We start from the raw sequence: 19400 nt of genomic DNA on the forward strand, positions 1-19400 counted from the left end.
TTTGAGATCAAGTTCAATGATGCACCGAAAGTCTCAAAGTTGCTGCGAGATTCAGCTCGGTTGCTCCGACTCGATCATCTTTTCGTTGTTTGTCTCGCGCGCCGGGTTTATGCAGTTGGTGAAAACATCAGTGTATTACCGGCATCCGAAATTCACGACCTGCGCTCACACATCAAGGCATCGCTGGATCAGCAGACAACTTATCCGGAAAGCTTTGACTTCAAAGATAGGCGTCAGGTATTTCGCATCAGCCGTGCTCCTGAATCAGCAACTGTCTTGCGGATCTTTCGCTATTTCAGCAAGAAACACTTCAGCGAATTCACGCAACTTGGTTTCACCGATACCACTGAGTTCGGAAAACTCTTCAGGCGTCGTCGGACGGCGGTATGCCATCGACTCAAGCGTGCGGTCGGAAAATATCACATAGGCGGGCACTTTTCGTTCTTTGGCAATTCTCATCCGCAACATCTTCAGTCGGTTGAACAGCAACTCATCTTTCGAACTCAAGTTTGCCGCCAAGTTCAACTTCCTTGAACTTTGAGATTCTGACCGACGTGCGCTCCCGGGCGGTTTTCGATATTCAAAAGTGCACTTTCCCCTCAGCAGATCATATCCGGAATTGGTAATTCGCAATCCGCCGTACGCCGCAATGTCCTGAACCGCAAATCCAGAACTGACGAGTTGGCGAATCAGCACACGCCATTCCCGTACCTTAAGTTCCGTACCCACCCCAAATGTCGGAAGTCGGTCGTGGCTCGCCTTTGTAACTTTCGCTGTCTGATTGCCCACGAGCACATCAACAATATGCATCGCACCATAGCGTTGTCCGGTTCGATAAATCGCAGACAGCGCCATTCTTCCGTATTCAGTACCATCGGCGAGCTCAACGGGGTGCAGACAGGTGTCGCAATTGCCACACGGCGCGATCTGCTCTCCGAAGTATGCGAGTAAAGCGCGCCGCCGACATGTTGGGGACTCGCAATAGCCAATCAGCGCGGTCAGTCTTTGGTGCTCCCGACGCTTGCGGTCTTCTCCGGCATCTTCCTGGTCGATGAACATCCGACGCATACGCATGTCATCGAGTCCAAACAGCAGATGGGCCTCGGCTGGCTCACCGTCTCGGCCTGAGCGACCAATTTCCTGATAGTATGCCTCAATGGACCCGGGCATATCTGCGTGCAGTACAAACCGGATGTCGGATTTGTCAATTCCCATGCCGAACGCGATGGTCGCCACTATGACAACCCCGGGTTCGGTCATGAAGATGTTTTGATTTTCATCGCGCTCGTCCTTATCCATACCGGCGTGGTAGGGCAGCGTGCGGTAACCCGATTGCGCAAGCAATGCCGCTGTACTCTCGGTTTTCTTTCGGGACAGGCAGTAGACGATGCCGCTTAAGCCCCGATGAGGTGCGAGAAAATCCAGCATCTGGTCAGTTTCTCCGACCTTGGCCGCAGCTGACAACATGATGTTGGGTCGGTCGAATCCCTGAACATGAACCGAAACGTCACCTGCGAACAGGCGTGTCACAATCTCTGAACGCGTGACTTCGTCGGCCGTCGCCGTTGTCGCAAGAATCGGCGTATCCGGAAACAGTTCGTGCAGTTGAGACAACTGAGCATATTCCGGACGAAAAGCGGGGCCCCACTGAGATATGCAGTGCGCCTCATCGACCGCGATCAGGGTCAGATGTCGCGGTCTGAGAAATTCCAGCATTGGTTCTGTCATCAGTTTCTCAGGCGACAGATACAGCAACTTGAGCGTACCGGATTTCAAACGCGACCATACGGCGATTTTGGTTTGCTGATCACTCGACGAATTAATTGAATCAGCGTCAACCCCGGCCAGCTTAAGGGCGCTGACCTGGTCACGCATCAAGGCAATCAATGGAGAGACTACGATGGTGAGTCCATCGCCCATCAGAGCGGGCACCTGGTAGCAAAGAGATTTTCCCGAACCGGTTGGCATCACAGCCAGCACATTTTGACCTTGCGTCAGCTTTTCAATCACCGTTTCCTGGTTAGGCCTGAACGAATCGTAGCCAAAAACCTCGCGCAATATTTCGTGCCGGCGTTCTGAATGATGGAGCAATGTGGCGTCTCCTGTTTTGTAACCAATCACTCCAAGGTCGAATACCTTGACGCGCTCTTAGCGCAATTGACATTGAAGTGGTGGTGACATTGTACGCGGTTGCAGATACAGCAAGGTTGGATTGCTGGATTCATTGAGTTTCAATTCTTGATTCGCAGACCTTCACCAGCCAATTTTCGAGTTGGTTTGACATACTGATACGCCGGTGCCAGCAGGTTATTCTGACATGCCGGCATCGCACGGTAACGTCGCTCCTTCTCCCTTCGGTCACCTTGGCGCAAGTGTATAATGCTCTGTCCAATTTCCTTGAATGCGAATTGCTCGTCCGATCGAACAATTTGCGATAACAACGCACCGACGACCCAGTGGAAGAAACGAACCAGACTGTCAAATTTACCCAAATGAAAGAAGGGTCATTTGACGACTACCAATTGCTTCACGGTCTTGAGCGGGATTTCTCAAAAAAGACCGCTGACCGCGTGCTTGAGCACTTGCTGGCGCTTGACAACAGTTTCTCCGGATACAAGGTTTCCAGACTGGAACACGCCCTTCAGTCCGCCACCCGGGCGTGGCGGGACAATGCCGGCGAGGAGATGACCGTAGCGGCCCTGTTGCACGACATAGGGGATATTCTTGCTCCGGAAAATCACAGTGAGATGGCGGCCGCATTGCTTCGTCCCTATGTATCGGAGAAAACCTATTGGATCTTGAAGCATCATGGAGTTTTTCAGGGATACTACTTTTTTCATCACCTGGGCGAAGACCGAAATGCCCGCGATCTGTATAAGGACCACGAACACTACCAGGCCTGCGCTGATTTCTGCGAAAACTGGGACCAGAACAGCTTCGACCCTGACTATGATTCTCTTCCGCTTGAGTTCTTCGAACCCATGGTCCGGCGAATTTTTGACAGGGTGCCATTCGGCGAACATGCCGGGTGACATCAGGCAATCAACCAACTTATTCAACAACTGATTCAAATCATATGACTACTTCATTCAGCGATCGAGACGGTGTCATCTGGAATGATGGAAAATTGGTGCCTTGGCGCGAGGCAACCGTTCATGTGCTTACGCATTCACTGCATTATGGCGTCGCGGTATTCGAAGGTATCCGGGCATACAAGACTGACAAGGGTCCAGCAGTATTTCGGTTGCAGGACCATACCGACCGGTTCATGAACTCCGCGCATGTCATGCGAATGGACATGCCGTTTGACCGGGATACCCTCAATGAGGCCCAGTGTACGGTGATTCGGGAAAACAATCTTGAAAGTTGCTATATCCGGCCAATCGCATTCTATGGTTCAGAAGGCATGGGACTGCGGGCGGACAATCTGTCGACTCACGTGATGATCGCGGCCTGGGACTGGGGCGCGTATCTGGGAGCCGATGGACTTGCAAACGGAATCAAGGTCAAGACTTCCTCCATCGCACGGTTGCACGTCAATGCGCAGATGTGCAGGGCCAAGGTCTGCGGACACTATACCAACTCTATTCTGGCACTTCGGGAGGCGATGGAATATGGGGCCGAGGAAGCGATGCTGCTCGATACCGATGGCTTCGTCATGGAGGGTTCGGGTGAGAATCTGTTTATCGTGCGTGACAACAAGGTACTGACCCCCGACCTTGCCTCGACACTGGAAGGAATAACCCGGTTGACAGCAATGCAGCTACTTGGTGAAATGGGCTATGAGGTACACGAAAGACGAATCACGCGCGATGAGGTCTATATTGCCGATGAGGCATTTTTTACCGGAACCGCGGCAGAAATCACACCGATCCGAGAGCTTGATGGAAGACTGATCAGTGGTGGCGAACCCGGACCGATCACGCTTGCGCTGCAAGCCAAGTATTTTGACGTGGTGAAAGGCCGGAGCGAAGAGCATCAGCATTGGCTGACGTACGTTTGATGGGTGATGTGATGAGTTCGGATAGTTATCAGCCCAAACAGGGTGAGACTGCAAATTCACAGATGCTGATCAAGGTCACTGAAGCGGATCTCCCTCTGCACTGTCCGTCGGAAGGTATGAGACTGTGGGATTCACATCCGCGCGTATATCTGCCGATCGAGAAAGAAAGCAGTGTGCTTTGTCCGTATTGTGGAACTCACTACGTTCTGGTCAAGTGAGAGACCGCCTCGCCGCCAGGTACCCAGATATCCATTGGAAGTTCATGTCCTGACATCTTCCGTCAGGTTATGCCATCCAGCATCAACTGAACGGAATCGGTGAACGCGGTCATGTCTTCAACAACTCTGGTTCGGAAATCCGATCCGATTGACGATCGCTTCCAGCATTACAGAAAAGCACTCGCTGAGCGGGGTGTACGGTCCAGATTGTTCCAAAACGATGTGAGCATCTGGCGCGACATTCTCGGGTCAGCCGAATCCGCGCACTGTGCCGACTGGACGGATTCCCTGAGGCGTTCGATGTCGACAGTCTCCGAGGTTCCCCGGCTTCGTGCGGATTGTGAAACCGTCGTTCTGATAGGAATGGGAGGGGCGAGTCTGTCGACAAGAGCATACTCAAGTGTGTTCGGATATGCGACGGAGATCCAATTACAGGTTGCAGACAGCACATCACCGGAATTTCTCCGTCCGATTCTTGACAATGCTGCCTTGCCAAACAGGTTTTACGCGATCGCGAGCAAGTCGGGCGGCACTATTGAGACTCTCGATATCGCAAGAAGCCTGCATGAATGTGTTGGCGCGTCTGACAGGTTCTGCGCCATCACAGATCCGGCACCGAATCCCTTGAGAGAGTGGGCGCAAGACAAAGAAATTCCGGTGTATTCCTCGGACCCCTTTGTGCCCGGACGGTACTCGGCACTCAGTACACTCGGTCTTTTGCCGATGAAACTGCTCGGACATGATCTTGAAGGAATTAGAGCCGGCTTCGATGAATTTGTCGAAAACATGTTGGATGACAGCTCAAGCGACAGTCAGAAGGTAGACGAAACGGCGGCTGTACTGGCTTCACTCGTCTGCGAACCCGGCAGTCGACTCATGCTTGAAGCCGAAATTCATTTGCTGCCCGTACTGCAATGGGTTGAACAGATTGTCTCGGAGAGTCTCGGCAAGTCCGGTCTGGGCATTCTTCCGGTGATCAGAACTGTCCAGGCAGGGGGCACGCCGAGAAGTCGGGTGAGGTCGAACGCGGTATTGGAAAATCAATACAACTGTCCGATAGACGATTGCGAGCTGACCGAACCGAGACAGATTGCAAGGTTTTTCATGTTTTGGCAAACCGTCATCTCCATGACAGGGAGTCTCGCGGGAATTGATCCATTTGGCCAACCCGATGTCGAGCAAAGTAAACGCAAGGTCCTGGAAATCCTTCGAACGCGAGATGCGCACACTGGGTACGCCGAGGCCCCGGATCAGGCAGTTGAGGAAACGGAAATGTCGGCTGACGCGATACGGTCGACATTGCAGCACATAAGAGAAAACGCGCGAACTCACGACTATATCGCATTGCTGGCATTCGCTGAGCCCAGCGGCGAAATGCTGGAATTGCTTACACAGCTGCAAGCAATTTCAGGTAAACTTACCGACCTGACAACAGTGCTGAACTTCGGTCCACAGTACCTGCACTCTACCGGCCAGTTTCATAAAGGTGGCCCCAGTAGCGGTCACTATCTGACGATCGGCGCCGAGGAAAGTGTTGACTTGTCGGTCAGTGAGCGTCCCTATACGTTCGGTCAGCTGTTCGATACCCAGCTTCACGCGGACATGGAGGTCCTCAGTCAGTCCCAACGCCCGGTTCACTATTTGACGCTCAAGCAGCCCGTGTCGAAAAATTTGCGCGAAGTCATCGAGCAACTCCAGAACTGACAAGACCGATTGAATCCAACGAAAACCAAATGACATGTCATCAATAAGCCTGAGCCAACTGCTGAATATCGTTGCGGACACCGGTGCCGACCTGTTCAGAAAGTCGTCGACGAAGAAAACCACGCCTGCCATGTTGAACTCATGGTGCGAGGAATTGCTTTCCGCAGCAGGGGAAGCGTCGGGCATCACGCTCGCCCGACAGATCGTGAATGGCTACGCCACATTGCCAGACAAGGAAAAGATCAAGTTTTTCAGGTTCTTGAATAAGAACTACGAAGTGGATGCCGACGAGATTCTGAAACTTGCGAATGACTTCCATGCCACACACGACGCTCGCAGTTACACCTCACTGGTTTCAGCGGTCGAGTCCGGGAGGCAGGAAATTTTCCGGAGAATCAATCAGGCGCCGGACGGAATCTCGACATTGGTTGCGATGCGTCGCGATCTGCTGCACCTCAAACTTGAGGACCCGAGCCTCGCCTTGGTGGAGAATGATCTGGCCCACCTTCTGAGTTCATGGTTCAACAAGGGATTCTTGACTCTGCGCCGGATTGACTGGAACACGCCCGCAGCGATTCTCGAAAAGGTCATCCAATACGAAAGCGTACATGAGATAAAAGACTGGCGGGACCTGCGCGGTCGACTGGCCGCGGATCGCATGTGCTTCGCGTTTTTCCATGGCAACATGCCGGACGAACCGATCGTATTTGTGGAGGTCGCACTCGTCAATGGCATGTCAGAATCAATTGAGGCGCTGATCGACCGGGAACGCCGCGAGACGAACCCCGCCAAGGCCGATACTGCGATCTTCTATTCGATCAACAACTGCCACGAAGGATTGATCGGGATTCCTTTTGGCAGCTTTCTCATAAAGCAGGTGCTTCTCGAAATCCGAGCTGAGTTCCCAAAAATAAGAACCTTTGCCACCCTGTCGCCCGTGCCCAAGTTCAGAAAATGGCTCAAGGCAACATTGGAGGACCCACAAGGTTGCCGTGTCTCGGACGATGAGAGAGCCGTGCTCAAACTGCTTGACAAGCCAGGCTGGAACGAAAATGAAACGACAGCTCAGCAACTCAGTCCGATTCTTCTTCGTCTGGCGGCGCGTTACTTCCTGAATGCAAAGTCCGGAAAGGAACCCTACGATCCTGTTGCCCGATTTCATTTGCGCAACGGCGCAAAATTGGCGCGGATAAACTGGCTCGCAGATCGGTCCTCAAACGGATTGCGGCAGTCTGCCGGAATATTGGTGAACTACGTCTACGATCCGGATGAGATCGTCAGGAATCATGAAGAGTACTCGGTCAATCAGACCATCGCGGCTGCACCGGCAATCAGGAAACTGGCGCGAAAACAAGCCGCCAGATGATCGGCTGCCAATCAATTCGGCAACCGGGAAACCGATCAGTCCAGTCCGTGCAGATAGGTTGCGAGATCCGCAATCTCCTGTTCGGTGAGACGAAAGGCGATGGTGTTCATCTCCTCGTTGACTCGTACCCCGGACTTGAAATCGCGTAACGAAGTGATCAGATAATTCTTGTATTGACCGGAAACTTTCGGGTAACGGGCAGGAATTCCATCTCCTGAAGGTCCGTGACACGCCATGCACGCAGGCACCGCATATTGCGTGAGACCACGCCTGTATATTTCGCGACCTCTATTGGCGGAGGCCAGATCAGACTCTCCGATACTCGCTTTGGAGAATTGGAACTGAGAGTAATAGGCATCGAGGTCCTGCATGTCCTGTTCGGTCAGATTCGTCATCATCCCCATCATCATCGCACTTTTGCGCTGACCGGACTTGTAGGCGGCCAACTGGCTTGCGATATAGCCTGGAATCTGGCCTGAAATCTTGGGAAAGTCAGGCGCGACACCGTTACCATCGGCACCATGACAGGCGACGCATGTAATGGATTTTTCCTTACCGGCTGCGGCATCGCCAGCTGCGAACGCCGGGATGGTCAGGCCCCAAAGGAGCCCGATTGACGAAATCAGGGTAAATAACTTCCTTAACATTGACAATCTGTGCTGCGTTGAAACTCCGAGTGTACGATCGACCGACTCTGACGATTGCCGCCAGAGTCTGGAATCACGCGCTAAATATATCATGTATGGGACATCGTCCATATAATTTAATGCCGCACCATTCTAAGTCATCGAAAAATTTGTCATGGTGAGAGGTTGTGACGCTAAATCTGAACAATGCCAGGTTCGTAACCGCGGCACACAAACCGTCGCAGTGGGTACAAGATCATGGCTGCGAGGTTGCCTTCGCAGGCCGGTCGAATAGTGGCAAGTCAACCGCGCTCAACGCCATTGTCGGGCACAGGCGGCTTGCGATCACCAGCAAGACACCCGGCCGCACCCAGCAGATTGTCTTTTTTCAGATCGACCCCGAGCACCGACTCATTGATCTCCCCGGCTACGGCTACGCCAAAGTTCCCCCCGAAGTTCAGCGGCACTGGGCTGGCGTCATCGAACGGTTTCTTACAACACGACGCAGTCTGCAGGCGATGATCTTGACTATGGACATCAGACATCCTCTGAAGCAATTGGACACTCAGTTGCTCAACTGGTGCATTGAATCGGCAGTGGACGTTCATATCCTGTTGACAAAGGCGGATAAATTGTCCAAGTCGAAACAGGCAAATGCAAAAAGAACTGTTGAGGACGAGTTCAAGGGTGTATCCGGTGTCTCCGTGCAGGTTTTTTCAGGCAGAACCGGGTTGGGAGTTGAGCAGGCGCGAGCGCGGGTCATTTCGCTGCTCAGGAACGACTCGACGGGATAAGGGTCCGTTATTCGTGGGCCTGTGCCCAGTTCATGCCAATCCCGGCATCCGCAACCAGCGGTACCAGAAGCTGTGTTGCATTCTCCATGAGTGACTTTACGTTTTCGCAAACCGACTGCTGTTCGGATTCGGCGACTTCCAAGACCAGCTCGTCGTGGACCTGCATGATCATGCGGGATGACGGTGCGTTGTCCGCCAGCCAGCGATCCACCTCGATCATTGCCAGTTTGATGATATCGGCAGCTGTTCCCTGAAGTGGCGCGTTGATCGCAGTCCGTTCCGCGTGCTGGCGGCGGCCGTACTGCTTCGAGTTGATGTCGGCCAGATACAGACGACGACCGTAAATGGTTTCAACATAACGATCGCGGCGCGCTTTTTCGCGTGTCGAGTCCATGAATTCCCGAACTTTCGGATAGCGGGTGAAATACTGTTCGACGTAGTCGTTCGCTTGGTTGACCTCGATCTGAAGTTGACGTGAAAGCCCATATGGCGACATTCCATACATCAATCCGAAATTAATCGCTTTCGCATGCCGCCGCTGATCAGCACTGACCTCATCGATGGTGATGTCAAACACCTCCGATGCGGTGAATCTGTGCACATCCTCTCCTTTTTCAAACGCATCGACGAGCCCCGGATCCTCAGATAGATGCGCCATGATGCGAAGCTCAATCTGGGAGTAATCGATCGAAACCAGCACAAATCCCGGTTCCGCTATGAATGCCTCCCGAACCCGTCTGCCTTCGGCAGTCCTGATCGGTATATTCTGAAGATTGGGGTCCGATGAGGACAGTCGACCGGTCGCAGCAACCGCCTGGTGATAGGAGGTGTGTACCCGTTGGGACTTTGCGTCGATCATTTCCGGAAGCTTGTCTGTATAGGTGGATTTCAGTTTGGCGACACTTCGATGCTCAAGTATCCATCGGGGAACATCATAGCGCACCGCAAGATCGCTGAGAACTGATTCAGAAGTGGATGGCTGTCCGGTTGAAGTCTTTGCGGCAATTGGCAGTCCCAGGGTTCCAAACAGGACCTCTCCAATCTGCTTCGGTGATGCAATATTGAACTGGATCCCTGCACCGGCAAAGATTCTCTGTTCGATCGACTTCATTTCACTGTGAAGTTCAGCGCTTTGACGAGCCAGTGAATCCTGATCGATCTTGACACCATGTCTTTCCATTTTCAGCAGGACCGGCATCAACGGCATGTCGATCTTCTCAAATACGGTCTGAAGGCCGGAACTCGATTCGATTTTCGGCCAAAGTTTCTCATGCAATCGGTAAGCGATATCAGCATCTTCTGCCGCATAATCGGTCGCGGTATCGATCTCGACGCGATCAAATGTGAGCTGATTCTTCCCCTTTTTGCCGGCAACGCTCTCAAATTTGATCGTTGTGTGGTCGAGATACTTCAGTGCCAGATTATCCAGGCCGTGCCGGGAAACGGCGGTACTGTTCAGGACGTATGACTCAATCATTGTGTCGAACAGTCGGCCTTTGACTTCCAGACCGTATTTGGCAAGAACAACCGCATCGAATTTCAGGTTCTGGGCGACTTTCGATATTTCAGGATTTTCGAAAACTGGCTTGAGCTGCTCGAGCACGCAGTCCCGGTCCAATTGTTCCGGCACACCGGGGTAGTTATGGCCGACCGGTATGTAAAAGGCCTCGTTCGCCTGCATGCTGAACGACAGGCCGACCAAGTGCTCATGCCTCATGTTGAAGCCCGTTGTCTCGGTATCGAAGGCGAAAATCTCGCATCGTGAAAGTCTTTCAACCAGATCGGTCAGCGCATCGGCAGTCATCACTGCGTGATTTGTCGCGGACTGTGGCGGTGAACCCTGGCGGCAGTTTAACATTCTGGCTATCTTTTGAGGGTATCACATTGTGATTTTGGCTCAATTTTAGCCGGAATCTGCCTCTTTTCGCCTCCTTTTCGGCGTTTATGGACATATATCATGCTTAAAATGCCGTGCTTCAGAATTGTAGTGTCATCTTCGTATTTATCCCCTTCCATTCGCCGCTCCCTTCCCCAAAAATACACCCCCATGTTCATCCGCAAAAACCAAAACAGGCACCCGCCCAGACGGCTCTACCAAACACAGCTACCGCCTGGTGTCGAGAATATCCGTGCCGGCGATAAAATCAAACAACAGCCAGTGCCGATGCGGACCAGGCTGCGATTTACAAAGCTATGGGCATCGCCCCTCCGCCCCGCAAGCTTCACACAACAATCGTTTAATTCGTTCTGCCGAATAATCCACCGGCTGTAAAATAGTCGGTGGATTCCTGTTTGTAGTGCCACCCCATTTTTTTACAATCAAAATATCAACCACTTACGTCACCGAATGTTAAACTTCAGCTGGGCGGACTCCAACTCCGCCAGCCACGAACTGAACTCAAGATCCGAGTAGATTTCGTGCAGACGATCCGCATCGATAGCGGATTTGACAAAACTACCCAGATCGAACTCAACGTCGACATCGGTTTTCAGGGTGACCAGCTGTCTTGCGAGGGCCAGTTGCTGCAGGGAGTTTCGAAGGTTGTCGCCGGCTTTACCGGTGAAACTGTCGGCGTTGTCGACAATGCTGTCCAGTGAACCGAATTTTGCCAGCCACGTCGCCGCAGTCTTTTTACCGACGAGCGGAACTCCGGGAATATTGTCGGACGAGTCGCCCACGAGAGAAAGATAATCAACTATCTGGTCCGGCCTCACGCCGAATTTCTCCTCAACCTCAGAAGGGCCCAGCATCATTCCTTTCGGCTGGTCCAGTATGGCTATGTTATCGGTGACCAGTTGGGCAAGGTCCTTGTCACTGCTGGCGATGAGCGTTTGCAGTCCGGACTTCGCAGCTTCGACGGCAAGCGTGCCGATCACATCGTCCGCCTCGACCCCTGTGATGGAAATTGACTTGATTCCCATTGCCACGACCAGTTCGCGTACGATCCCATACTGGGTACGCAGATCGTCCGGCATCGGCGGGCGGTTGGCTTTGTACTCGGCATAGATGTCATCCCGGAACGTCTTTCCTTTTGCGTCAAAAACAACGACGAGGTAGTCGGGAGAATAATCCCGGATGATCCCATTGAGCATGTTTGCCATGCCATAGACAGCACCTGTGGGCCGTCCGTCTGCTGTATTCAGATTGAAGGCGTGAAACGCACGATACACATAGGCTGTGCCGTCAACCAGAATGATTGTTGGATTCTGTTTTGTCAATGCGGTGGTCCGTCGGAAAAATACTGTTGGGCTGCACGATGATTATCTTATAGTTCTTCAATGCGCCGTCGGCCGACCGATACGCTGGCTTGAGCATGGCTGTCGCAGCCAATATAGTTCGATCTCATCGAGTTCGTCGCTCGGTCTGCCTAACATAATAAAATATTCAAATCGTTCAGATTCATAAATCACTCCAATGTCAGACTCAATGATCAGCGTCGCAAATCTCACGAAACGGTTCGGTCAGACCGTTGCGGTTGATGACCTGACATTTTCTGTGCGCAGGGGGGAGGTGCTCGGCTTTCTCGGACCGAACGGTGCAGGCAAGTCGACCACGATGAAAATGATTGCCGGCTTCCTCGACCCTGATCTCGGTTCAGTACACATCGAGGGCATTGCAATGGCGCATGATCCTATCGAAGCCAAGAAACGACTCGGGTATCTCCCCGAAGGCATTCCGCTTTACGGTGACATGACGGTACAGTCGTTTTTGACCTTTATTGCCAGAATTCGCGGCATTGGCAATTCACAAATTGCAAATCGGATCGCTGAGGTGATCACCGACGTCCAGATCGGTGATGTGCTCGAACAGCCGATTCATACGTTGTCAAAAGGCTACAAGCGCAGAGTCGGGATTGCACAGGCTTTGCTGCATGACCCCCAGGCTTTGGTGCTCGATGAACCAACTGACGGATTGGACCCGAATCAGAAAGATCAGATCGCGGCCCTGATCGGAAAGATCTCCCGGAAAAAAGCGATCATCCTGTCCACACACATCCTGACTGAAGTGGAATCGGTCTGCAACCGGGTGATGATCATCAATCAGGGAAAGATTGTAGCGGACCAGCCGCCTGCAACCATGGTTGAGGCGTCACAGTTGCACAACTCGGTTCAGCTTCGGTTGAGCGGATGCGATTCTCAGGCGGTCAGGCAACTCCTTTTGGGTATTGATGAAGTTGCAGACGTGTTGTATAACAAAAACAATGATTCGTTTCGATTGATTTCCAAAACCGGTCGTTCGCTGGTGGATCAGGTGTGGCAGGTAGCGGAGTCAAACGGCTGGGATGTACGAACACTGTCTGAACAGAAAGGGAAACTTGAGGATGTATTCCGTCAGCTCACGGGCAAACGATAATCCTGGCTCAACCTGGTTTCGATCGGGCTGCGCTTTGGCGTTGTTCTTGCTGGCGGCCGCACCGGCTCATTCCGATCAGGGCGGCACGCTGGTCGATGAGGTTACAATCTCCAGTCAGCCTGCAGTCGTGAGCGGTGAGACGATCACCATTGCCGATGACGTCCAATCGACCGCGATCGTAAGTGAGCCTGCCGATACCGACGAATCCTCCGGCAATATAACCTACACCGAGTACCGGTATGGCGCCTCGACAGTCAGGGAATTTCGATCCGGCGATACATTGATGTATATCGAAATCACGCCGGACAACGGCCCTGCTTACATCATCAACCGAACCGGCGATCAGAACCCCGGGTCAACCCGAAAACGATCTGGCATGGTTGTCACAAGCTGGTGATGACAGATTCCGTCCGTACCGGTGTTTATGTCGGCGAAAACCTGAAGCGCTACGGCTTCCCCGCCGGTCATCCGTTCGGTGTGGACCGCCACGATGCATTCTGGAATGAGGCGGTCCGAATCGGATTGGACAAGCAGGTGGAAGTTCTCACACCGGTAGCCTGTGCCGAAGACGATCTGCTTCGCTTTCATGACCCTGGCTACGTGGAATTCCTCAAACGGAAATCCAAACAGGGCACCGGTTATCTGGATGGCGGCGACACGCCGGTATTCCCCGGTGTGTTTGAAGCGTCATCCTACGTTGTGGGCAGCGATCTTGATGCGATCGACAGAATGATGAAAGGTGAGCTCAGCCGGATATTCATTCCGATTGCCGGGCTTCATCACTGCGGGCCCGCTTCGGCAGCCGGGTTTTGTGCGATCAGTGATCTTGGCGTCGTGATCCAAACCTTGCGCGAGCGCTATGGCATCCAGAGGATTGCGTATGTGGATATCGATGCCCATCACGGTGATGGCGTGTTCTATGCATTCGAGTCAGATCCTGATGTCATCATCGGCGATATTCACGAGGATGGACGATTTCTGTATCCAGGTACTGGATTCGCTTACGAGACCGGCAAGGGCGAGGCCGCGCAGACGAAATTGAACATACCGGTGATGCCGGGCAGTCGCAACGACGTATTTTTTGAGTCGTGGGGGAAGATTGAAGAGTTCATCCGTGCGTTCAAACCGCAGTTCATCATTTTGCAAGCGGGCGCTGACAGTATCGCCGGCGATCCGATCACGCATATGGAGTTTACCCCCGAAGCCCACGGACACGCATGCCGCAGGCTGTGTCAGATCGCTGACGAATTCTGCGAGGGCAGAATCATAGCGACGGGCGGTGGCGGATACAACAGGCGCAATATCGCACTCGGCTGGTGCGAAGTTCTGCAGGCAATGGTTGACAGCGCCTAGCCGCAACATTGTTGTCGGGTGGTTTCTGACAATTGAACCAGTCTCAGCGAACACACATGACAGCCAGATTCCGTGGTGATTCTCAAGTCCAATTGCTGTAAAATTCCTATCCCGTCAATCCTCCGATGCCAAAGCGGAATAATGTGAGATATCGGATCTTGTTTCGTGCCTGGAACTGCCGGATTTCGCAACCTGTTTCGGGTCGCGATTGATCAGTACCAGACCTTGATTTCCACAACGCACCTGGACGCGAGAATAAATTGTCTCTTCTAGTCAGTCCCCTGAACAGTCTTCATCTGGAACTTGGCGCAAAAATGGGGCCTTTTGCCGGTTATTCCATGCCGATCTGGTATCCTGAGAAAATCATTGCCGAACATAACCACACCAGAACACAAGCGAGCCTGTTCGACATATCGCACATGGGACAATTCAGCGTTGTTGGTGCTGACGCAGCCAGAGTCCTGGAGGCTCTGATTCCGACTGACCTTATGGAATTGCCGTCTGGAAAAATGAAGTATTGCTGCCTTACCAACAACCAGGGCGGAATTCTTGACGATCTCATCGCGTCGAAATTGGGTGCGGACTACTTCGTGGTGGTGAACGCCGCCTGCAAGCAGCAGGATCTGAAACACTTGCGCGAGAACGTTGCGGCATCTTCAATCGTTGAACATTCTGAAAACGCCCTGTTGGCATTGCAAGGCCCGAAAGCCGAGCAGGTGCTGGCGGCGTTCAATCCTGACATTGCCGAACTTGAGTTCCTGACCATCGATAAGTTTGACTTAAACGGTGTATCGTGCACTGTGAGTCGTTCCGGCTATACCGGAGAGGATGGATTTGAAATCTCGGTAGCGGCACGCAATGCGGAAGAACTGGTCCGCAAGCTGCTGAAACAGCCGGGAGTCAAGCCTGCCGGACTCGGGGCGCGGGATTCGTTGCGGCTCGAAGCGGGACTGAGACTGTACGGACAGGACATGGATACCGCGACGACGCCTGTCGAGGCGGGTATCCATTGGACAATTCCAAAAGTCCGGCGTCTCGGCGGTGAGCGGGAAGGTGGGTTTCCTGGTGCCGATGTCATACTGAAGCAGTTGGACCAAGGGCCGACGCGACGCCTGGTCGGCCTGCGTCTGCATACCAAGGTACTAGCCCGCAGGGACACCAAAATCCTTTCGGCCGACGGTACCCAGATCGGCATCGTAACCAGCGGTATGCTTACGCCGACTGTGCAGATTCCGATTGCGCTGGGTTATGTCGAATTGTCACAGGCAAGCGTTGGGACAACCGTCAACCTTGAAGTTCGAAAATCCCTGGTTTCCGCTGAAGTCGTAAGATTACCTTTTGTCAGACATCAATATCGCACTGTTGCATAGATATCAAACATCCCTACTGGAGGGTATCAAAAATGAGTGAGATTCGATATACACAGGATCATGAATGGGTTCGGGTTGTTTCCGAGAATATTGTTGAAATTGGAATAACCGATTTCGCTCAGGACCAACTCGGTGATATCGTTTTTATTGAGCTTCCGCAAGTCGACGTCAGCGTTGATGCGTCGGATGAGATCGCGGTGATCGAATCTGTCAAGGCGGCAGCAGAGTTGAGATCACCCGTATCCGGTACGGTTGTGGAGAGCAATGAGGAATTGGAGGAACGACCCGAACTGGTCAATGAGAATCCGACCGAGGATGGCTGGTTTTGCAAGTTGGAGATGTCCAGTCCCGAAGAGCTGAACGATCTTCTCGGTGAAGACGAATATAACGAATACGTTGCCAGTCTTGAATGATTTTCGTTGTGTGGCTGTTCGCAATGGAGAAACACGATGACCGGCATGCCTGTGATGCGCCATAAAATCCCACAACTGCCATACCCAGACCGGAATTTCGATGTCTAAAGATCAATCCAATTTTTTACCGAACCTTGACCAATTGGAAGTCGAGAACGACTTCGTTCGTCGGCATATAGGCCCCGGGGCGCCTCAGATTCAGCAAATGCTGGAGGCGCTTGGCCTAAAGTCACTCGATGAACTGATTGATCAGACAGTTCCGCCGAATATCCGCTTCAATCAGCGCATGGATCTGCCAATACCCGAAGGCGAGAACGAAACAATCAGTTACATACGAAGAATGCGTGAACGCAATGTGGTCATGACCTCGATGATCGGCATGGGCTACCACGCAACGGTTCTGCCAGGGGTGATTCGAAGAAACATATTCGAAGACCCGGGTTGGTATACGGCATACACGCCTTATCAGGCCGAAGTCAGCCAAGGTCGCCTGCAGGCGTTGTTGATTTTTCAGGAAATGGTAGCTGATCTGACCGCAATGGATCTGGCCAACGCATCATTGCTTGACGAGGCGACGGCAGCGGCCGAAGCAATGACGATGGCACAGCGCATCGCGAAAGTAAAGTCAAGGAAGTTCCTGGTTTCCGACGACTGTCATCCCCAGACAATCGCGGTGGTCGAGACTCGCGCCCGGTCACTCGGTTACGACGTGGTAGTCGGTGATATCGAAGACCTCGTCGAGACAGAGAATAACTTCTTCGGCGTTCTTTTGCAGTACCCCGCGTCCAGCGGCAGAGTGTTTGACATTTCGAAAGTTGTGGACAGCGCACACTCCGCCAAGGCGATTGTCACGGTCGCGACCGATTTGCTCGCTCTTTGCCTGCTGAAACCACCGGGAGAGTTCGGAGCTGACATCGTCATCGGCAACAGTCAGAGATTCGGAGTGCCAATGGCGTATGGCGGCCCGCATGCAGCCTTTCTCGCAACCCGTTCGGAGTTTCGAAGAACAATCCCCGGTCGCCTGATCGGAGTATCGGTCGACTCCAGCGGTAAGCCCGCGCTTCGTATGGCTTTGCAAACCCGTGAACAGCACATTCGCCGAGACAAGGCCACCAGCAATATCTGCACCGCCCAGGTGTTACTGGCGGTGGTCGCCGGCATGTATGGCGCCTATCACGGCCCCGACGGCCTGACAGCCATTGCCGCAAAAGTTCACCGATTCATGCAGATCGCAGCAGAAGGAATTCGCCGGCTCGGCTACGAAACGGTACACGATAGCTATTTTGATACTGTGACCATCAGTGCGCACGGTCAGGCGCGGCGTATTGCGGCACGTGCCCGAGAAATCCGCATCAACCTGCGCGTTGTCAATGCCGACCAACTGGGGATTTCGTTTGACGAGACAACAAAAAGAGTACATCTGGAACGTCTGTGGAGTATTTTCGACACACACGCCAATTCGAGAATCACGATTGACCAGCTTGACGCTGAAATAGGCGATTCCATCCCGCAGGAACTGAGGCGAACCAGTGCGTTCATGACCCATCCGAATTTCAGTCAGTATCACTCCGAAACGCTGATGCTTCGCTTTATCCGTCAGCTTGGACAGAAAGACATTGCATTGAACCGATCCATGATTCCGTTGGGATCGTGTACGATGAAGCTCAACTCTACAACGGAAATGACCCCGGTCACCTTTCACAAGTTCAGTGCAATTCATCCATTCGCACCGCTGGATCAGACGCAAGGATATCACCAGCTGGTCGAAGAGTTGGAGGCCATGCTCTGCGAAATAACCGGATTCAGCGCGATTTCGTTCCAGCCAAACGCCGGCTCGCAGGGCGAGTATGCCGGACTTCTGGTAATCAAGCGCTATCTGGAAGAGCAGCGACAAGGTCACCGCAATATCTGCCTGATTCCGCAATCCGCACATGGCACGAATCCGGCCAGTGCCGCCTTGGCTGGAATGCGCATCGTTGTCGTGAAGTGTGATGATCAGGGCAACGTGCAAGTTTCGGACCTGGCTGAAAAACTGAAAAAGTACAGTGGTGAAGTGGCGGCCTTGATGATTACTTACCCATCGACACATGGCGTATTCGAGGAAGCGATTGTAGATATTTGTGACATGGTTCATCAGCACGGTGCCCAGGTATACCTGGACGGTGCGAATATGAATGCCATGGTTGGAATTGCCCGTCCCGCGGACATCGGTGCGGACGTCGCCCACCTGAATCTGCATAAGACATTCTGCATACCCCATGGTGGCGGTGGCCCGGGTGTGGGACCCATCGGCGTCAAACCGCATCTTGCACCCTATCTCCCGGATCATGCCGTCGTCGAAGGTGTAAATCCGTATGCCGGCAACAGGCAGACCGTGGGTACCATCTCGGCCGCACCCTGGGGATCGGCCGGTATACTGCCTATTTCCTGGGCTTACATTTCATTGATGGGCGCGAAAGGATTGCAGTTCGCCACCCAGATTGCGATTCTGAATGCAAACTACATGGCAATGAAGTTGGACCCCCACTTTCCGATTCTCTACAAGGGAAGAAATGGTCGGGTAGCCCATGAATGCATCGTGGACCTGCGACACATCAAGAAGTCGACAGGTATTACAGTTGAGGATGTCGCAAAACGACTGATTGATTTCGGGTTCCATGCACCGACAGTGTCATTTCCCGTGGCGGACACCATGATGATTGAGCCGACCGAAAGTGAAGCCATGCGTGAAATCGATCGCTTCTGTGATGCGCTGATCGCAATTCGCCAGGAGATCGATGACATTGAGTCCGGCAAGCTGGACCCTGACAACAATCCTCTGAAGAACGCACCTCACACATTCGACTTGCTCGTGCAGGATCATTGGGATTTGCCGTACTCCAGGGAACAGGCATTCTTTCCATTGAAGTGGGTATGGCATGACAAGTACTGGCCGCCGGTAGGTAGAATCGACAATGTCCACGGCGATCGCGAGTTGATTTGCAGTTGTCCGCCCATCTCTGCCTGGAGTGACGAGGGAGCAGCCGAGTCCGAAGCCGCCTAGACCACCATTGTGACCTTGGCGCGATGGTGAGCGACTTGCAGACCGGGTCGCCGACATGTCAGATGGCGAGATGACCGTCAAGGCCGAAAGTTTACGAATTCGTTCTTTGCATCTGCGCTGTTCAGCCTGATTCCAGCGCGACTCGACGTCATCGGC

Annotated in this window: 16 protein-coding genes; 12 read left to right on the plus strand and 4 right to left on the minus strand. The window is 52.9% G+C overall.

What is annotated here, in order from left to right:
• Positions 1 to 264: 264 nt before the first annotated feature.
• The gene (gene recQ, locus OXI60_04000; protein ID MDE0308978.1) at positions 265 to 2091 is read right to left on the minus strand and encodes a DNA helicase RecQ; all 1827 of its coding nucleotides are present in this window, start codon (positions 2089 to 2091) and stop codon (positions 265 to 267) included.
• 365 nt (positions 2092 to 2456) lie between these two features.
• Between recQ and OXI60_04005 the strand changes: the two genes are divergently transcribed.
• The 5 genes from OXI60_04005 to OXI60_04025 all read left to right on the plus strand — a co-directional run bounded on the left by OXI60_04005 (position 2457) and on the right by OXI60_04025 (position 7291).
• The gene (locus OXI60_04005; protein MDE0308979.1) at positions 2457 to 3032 is read left to right on the plus strand and encodes a phosphohydrolase; all 576 of its coding nucleotides are present in this window, start codon (positions 2457 to 2459) and stop codon (positions 3030 to 3032) included.
• Between the two features lie 44 nt (positions 3033 to 3076).
• Positions 3077 to 4003 carry a branched-chain amino acid transaminase gene (locus tag OXI60_04010; GenBank protein MDE0308980.1) on the plus strand — a complete coding sequence of 309 codons (927 nt, stop codon included), beginning with the start codon at positions 3077 to 3079 and terminating at the stop codon, positions 4001 to 4003.
• Complete coding sequence (locus OXI60_04015; protein ID MDE0308981.1) at positions 3985 to 4221, plus strand: zinc-finger domain-containing protein; 237 nt, start codon at positions 3985 to 3987, stop codon at positions 4219 to 4221. Before OXI60_04010 ends, OXI60_04015 begins: the two co-directional genes overlap by 19 nt.
• A 111-nt stretch (positions 4222 to 4332) precedes the next feature.
• Positions 4333 to 5925, plus strand: a complete 1593-nt coding sequence (locus tag OXI60_04020) for a hypothetical protein (protein ID MDE0308982.1) — start codon at positions 4333 to 4335, stop codon at positions 5923 to 5925.
• 34 nt (positions 5926 to 5959) lie between these two features.
• Positions 5960 to 7291 carry a malonyl-CoA decarboxylase gene (locus OXI60_04025; protein ID MDE0308983.1) on the plus strand — a complete coding sequence of 444 codons (1332 nt, stop codon included), beginning with the start codon at positions 5960 to 5962 and terminating at the stop codon, positions 7289 to 7291.
• Positions 7292 to 7326: 35 nt separating this feature from the next.
• Here the strand turns inward: OXI60_04025 and OXI60_04030 are convergent, their stop codons facing one another.
• The gene (locus OXI60_04030) at positions 7327 to 7938 is read right to left on the minus strand and encodes a c-type cytochrome (GenBank protein MDE0308984.1); all 612 of its coding nucleotides are present in this window, start codon (positions 7936 to 7938) and stop codon (positions 7327 to 7329) included.
• A gap of 167 nt (positions 7939 to 8105) precedes the next feature.
• Here OXI60_04030 and yihA point away from each other — a divergent pair, with 167 nt between their 5' ends.
• Positions 8106 to 8711, plus strand: a complete 606-nt coding sequence (gene yihA / locus OXI60_04035; GenBank protein ID MDE0308985.1) for a ribosome biogenesis GTP-binding protein YihA/YsxC — start codon at positions 8106 to 8108, stop codon at positions 8709 to 8711.
• A gap of 7 nt (positions 8712 to 8718) precedes the next feature.
• Here the strand turns inward: yihA and polA are convergent, their stop codons facing one another.
• Both polA and OXI60_04045 read right to left on the minus strand, forming a co-directional pair.
• Entirely contained in the window at positions 8719 to 10569 is a 1851-nt protein-coding gene (polA, locus tag OXI60_04040) for a DNA polymerase I (protein MDE0308986.1), read from the minus strand.
• 482 nt (positions 10570 to 11051) lie between these two features.
• Entirely contained in the window at positions 11052 to 11930 is an 879-nt protein-coding gene (locus OXI60_04045; GenBank protein ID MDE0308987.1) for a hypothetical protein, read from the minus strand.
• Positions 11931 to 12138: 208 nt separating this feature from the next.
• Here OXI60_04045 and OXI60_04050 point away from each other — a divergent pair, with 208 nt between their 5' ends.
• From OXI60_04050 to gcvP, 6 genes are all read left to right on the plus strand, one after another.
• On the plus strand, positions 12139 to 13065 hold the full coding sequence (locus OXI60_04050) for an ATP-binding cassette domain-containing protein (protein ID MDE0308988.1): 927 nt from the start codon (positions 12139 to 12141) through the stop codon (positions 13063 to 13065).
• Positions 13034 to 13462, plus strand: a complete 429-nt coding sequence (locus tag OXI60_04055; protein ID MDE0308989.1) for a hypothetical protein — start codon at positions 13034 to 13036, stop codon at positions 13460 to 13462. The genes OXI60_04050 and OXI60_04055 overlap by 32 nt, the downstream gene beginning before the upstream one ends.
• On the plus strand, positions 13462 to 14418 hold the full coding sequence (locus OXI60_04060) for an acetoin utilization protein AcuC (protein MDE0308990.1): 957 nt from the start codon (positions 13462 to 13464) through the stop codon (positions 14416 to 14418). Before OXI60_04055 ends, OXI60_04060 begins: the two co-directional genes overlap by 1 nt.
• Positions 14419 to 14678: 260 nt before the next feature.
• Positions 14679 to 15788, plus strand: coding sequence for a glycine cleavage system aminomethyltransferase GcvT (gene gcvT / locus OXI60_04065; protein MDE0308991.1), 1110 nt, complete (start codon positions 14679 to 14681; stop codon positions 15786 to 15788).
• Positions 15789 to 15820: 32 nt separating this feature from the next.
• Positions 15821 to 16201, plus strand: coding sequence for a glycine cleavage system protein GcvH (gene gcvH, locus OXI60_04070; protein ID MDE0308992.1), 381 nt, complete (start codon positions 15821 to 15823; stop codon positions 16199 to 16201).
• A gap of 100 nt (positions 16202 to 16301) precedes the next feature.
• On the plus strand, positions 16302 to 19244 hold the full coding sequence (gcvP, locus tag OXI60_04075; GenBank protein ID MDE0308993.1) for an aminomethyl-transferring glycine dehydrogenase: 2943 nt from the start codon (positions 16302 to 16304) through the stop codon (positions 19242 to 19244).
• Positions 19245 to 19400: the final 156 nt, after the last annotated feature.

It is taken from the genome of Acidiferrobacterales bacterium, from assembly GCA_028820695.1.
Classification (GTDB): domain Bacteria; phylum Pseudomonadota; class Gammaproteobacteria; order Arenicellales; family JAJDZL01; genus JAJDZL01.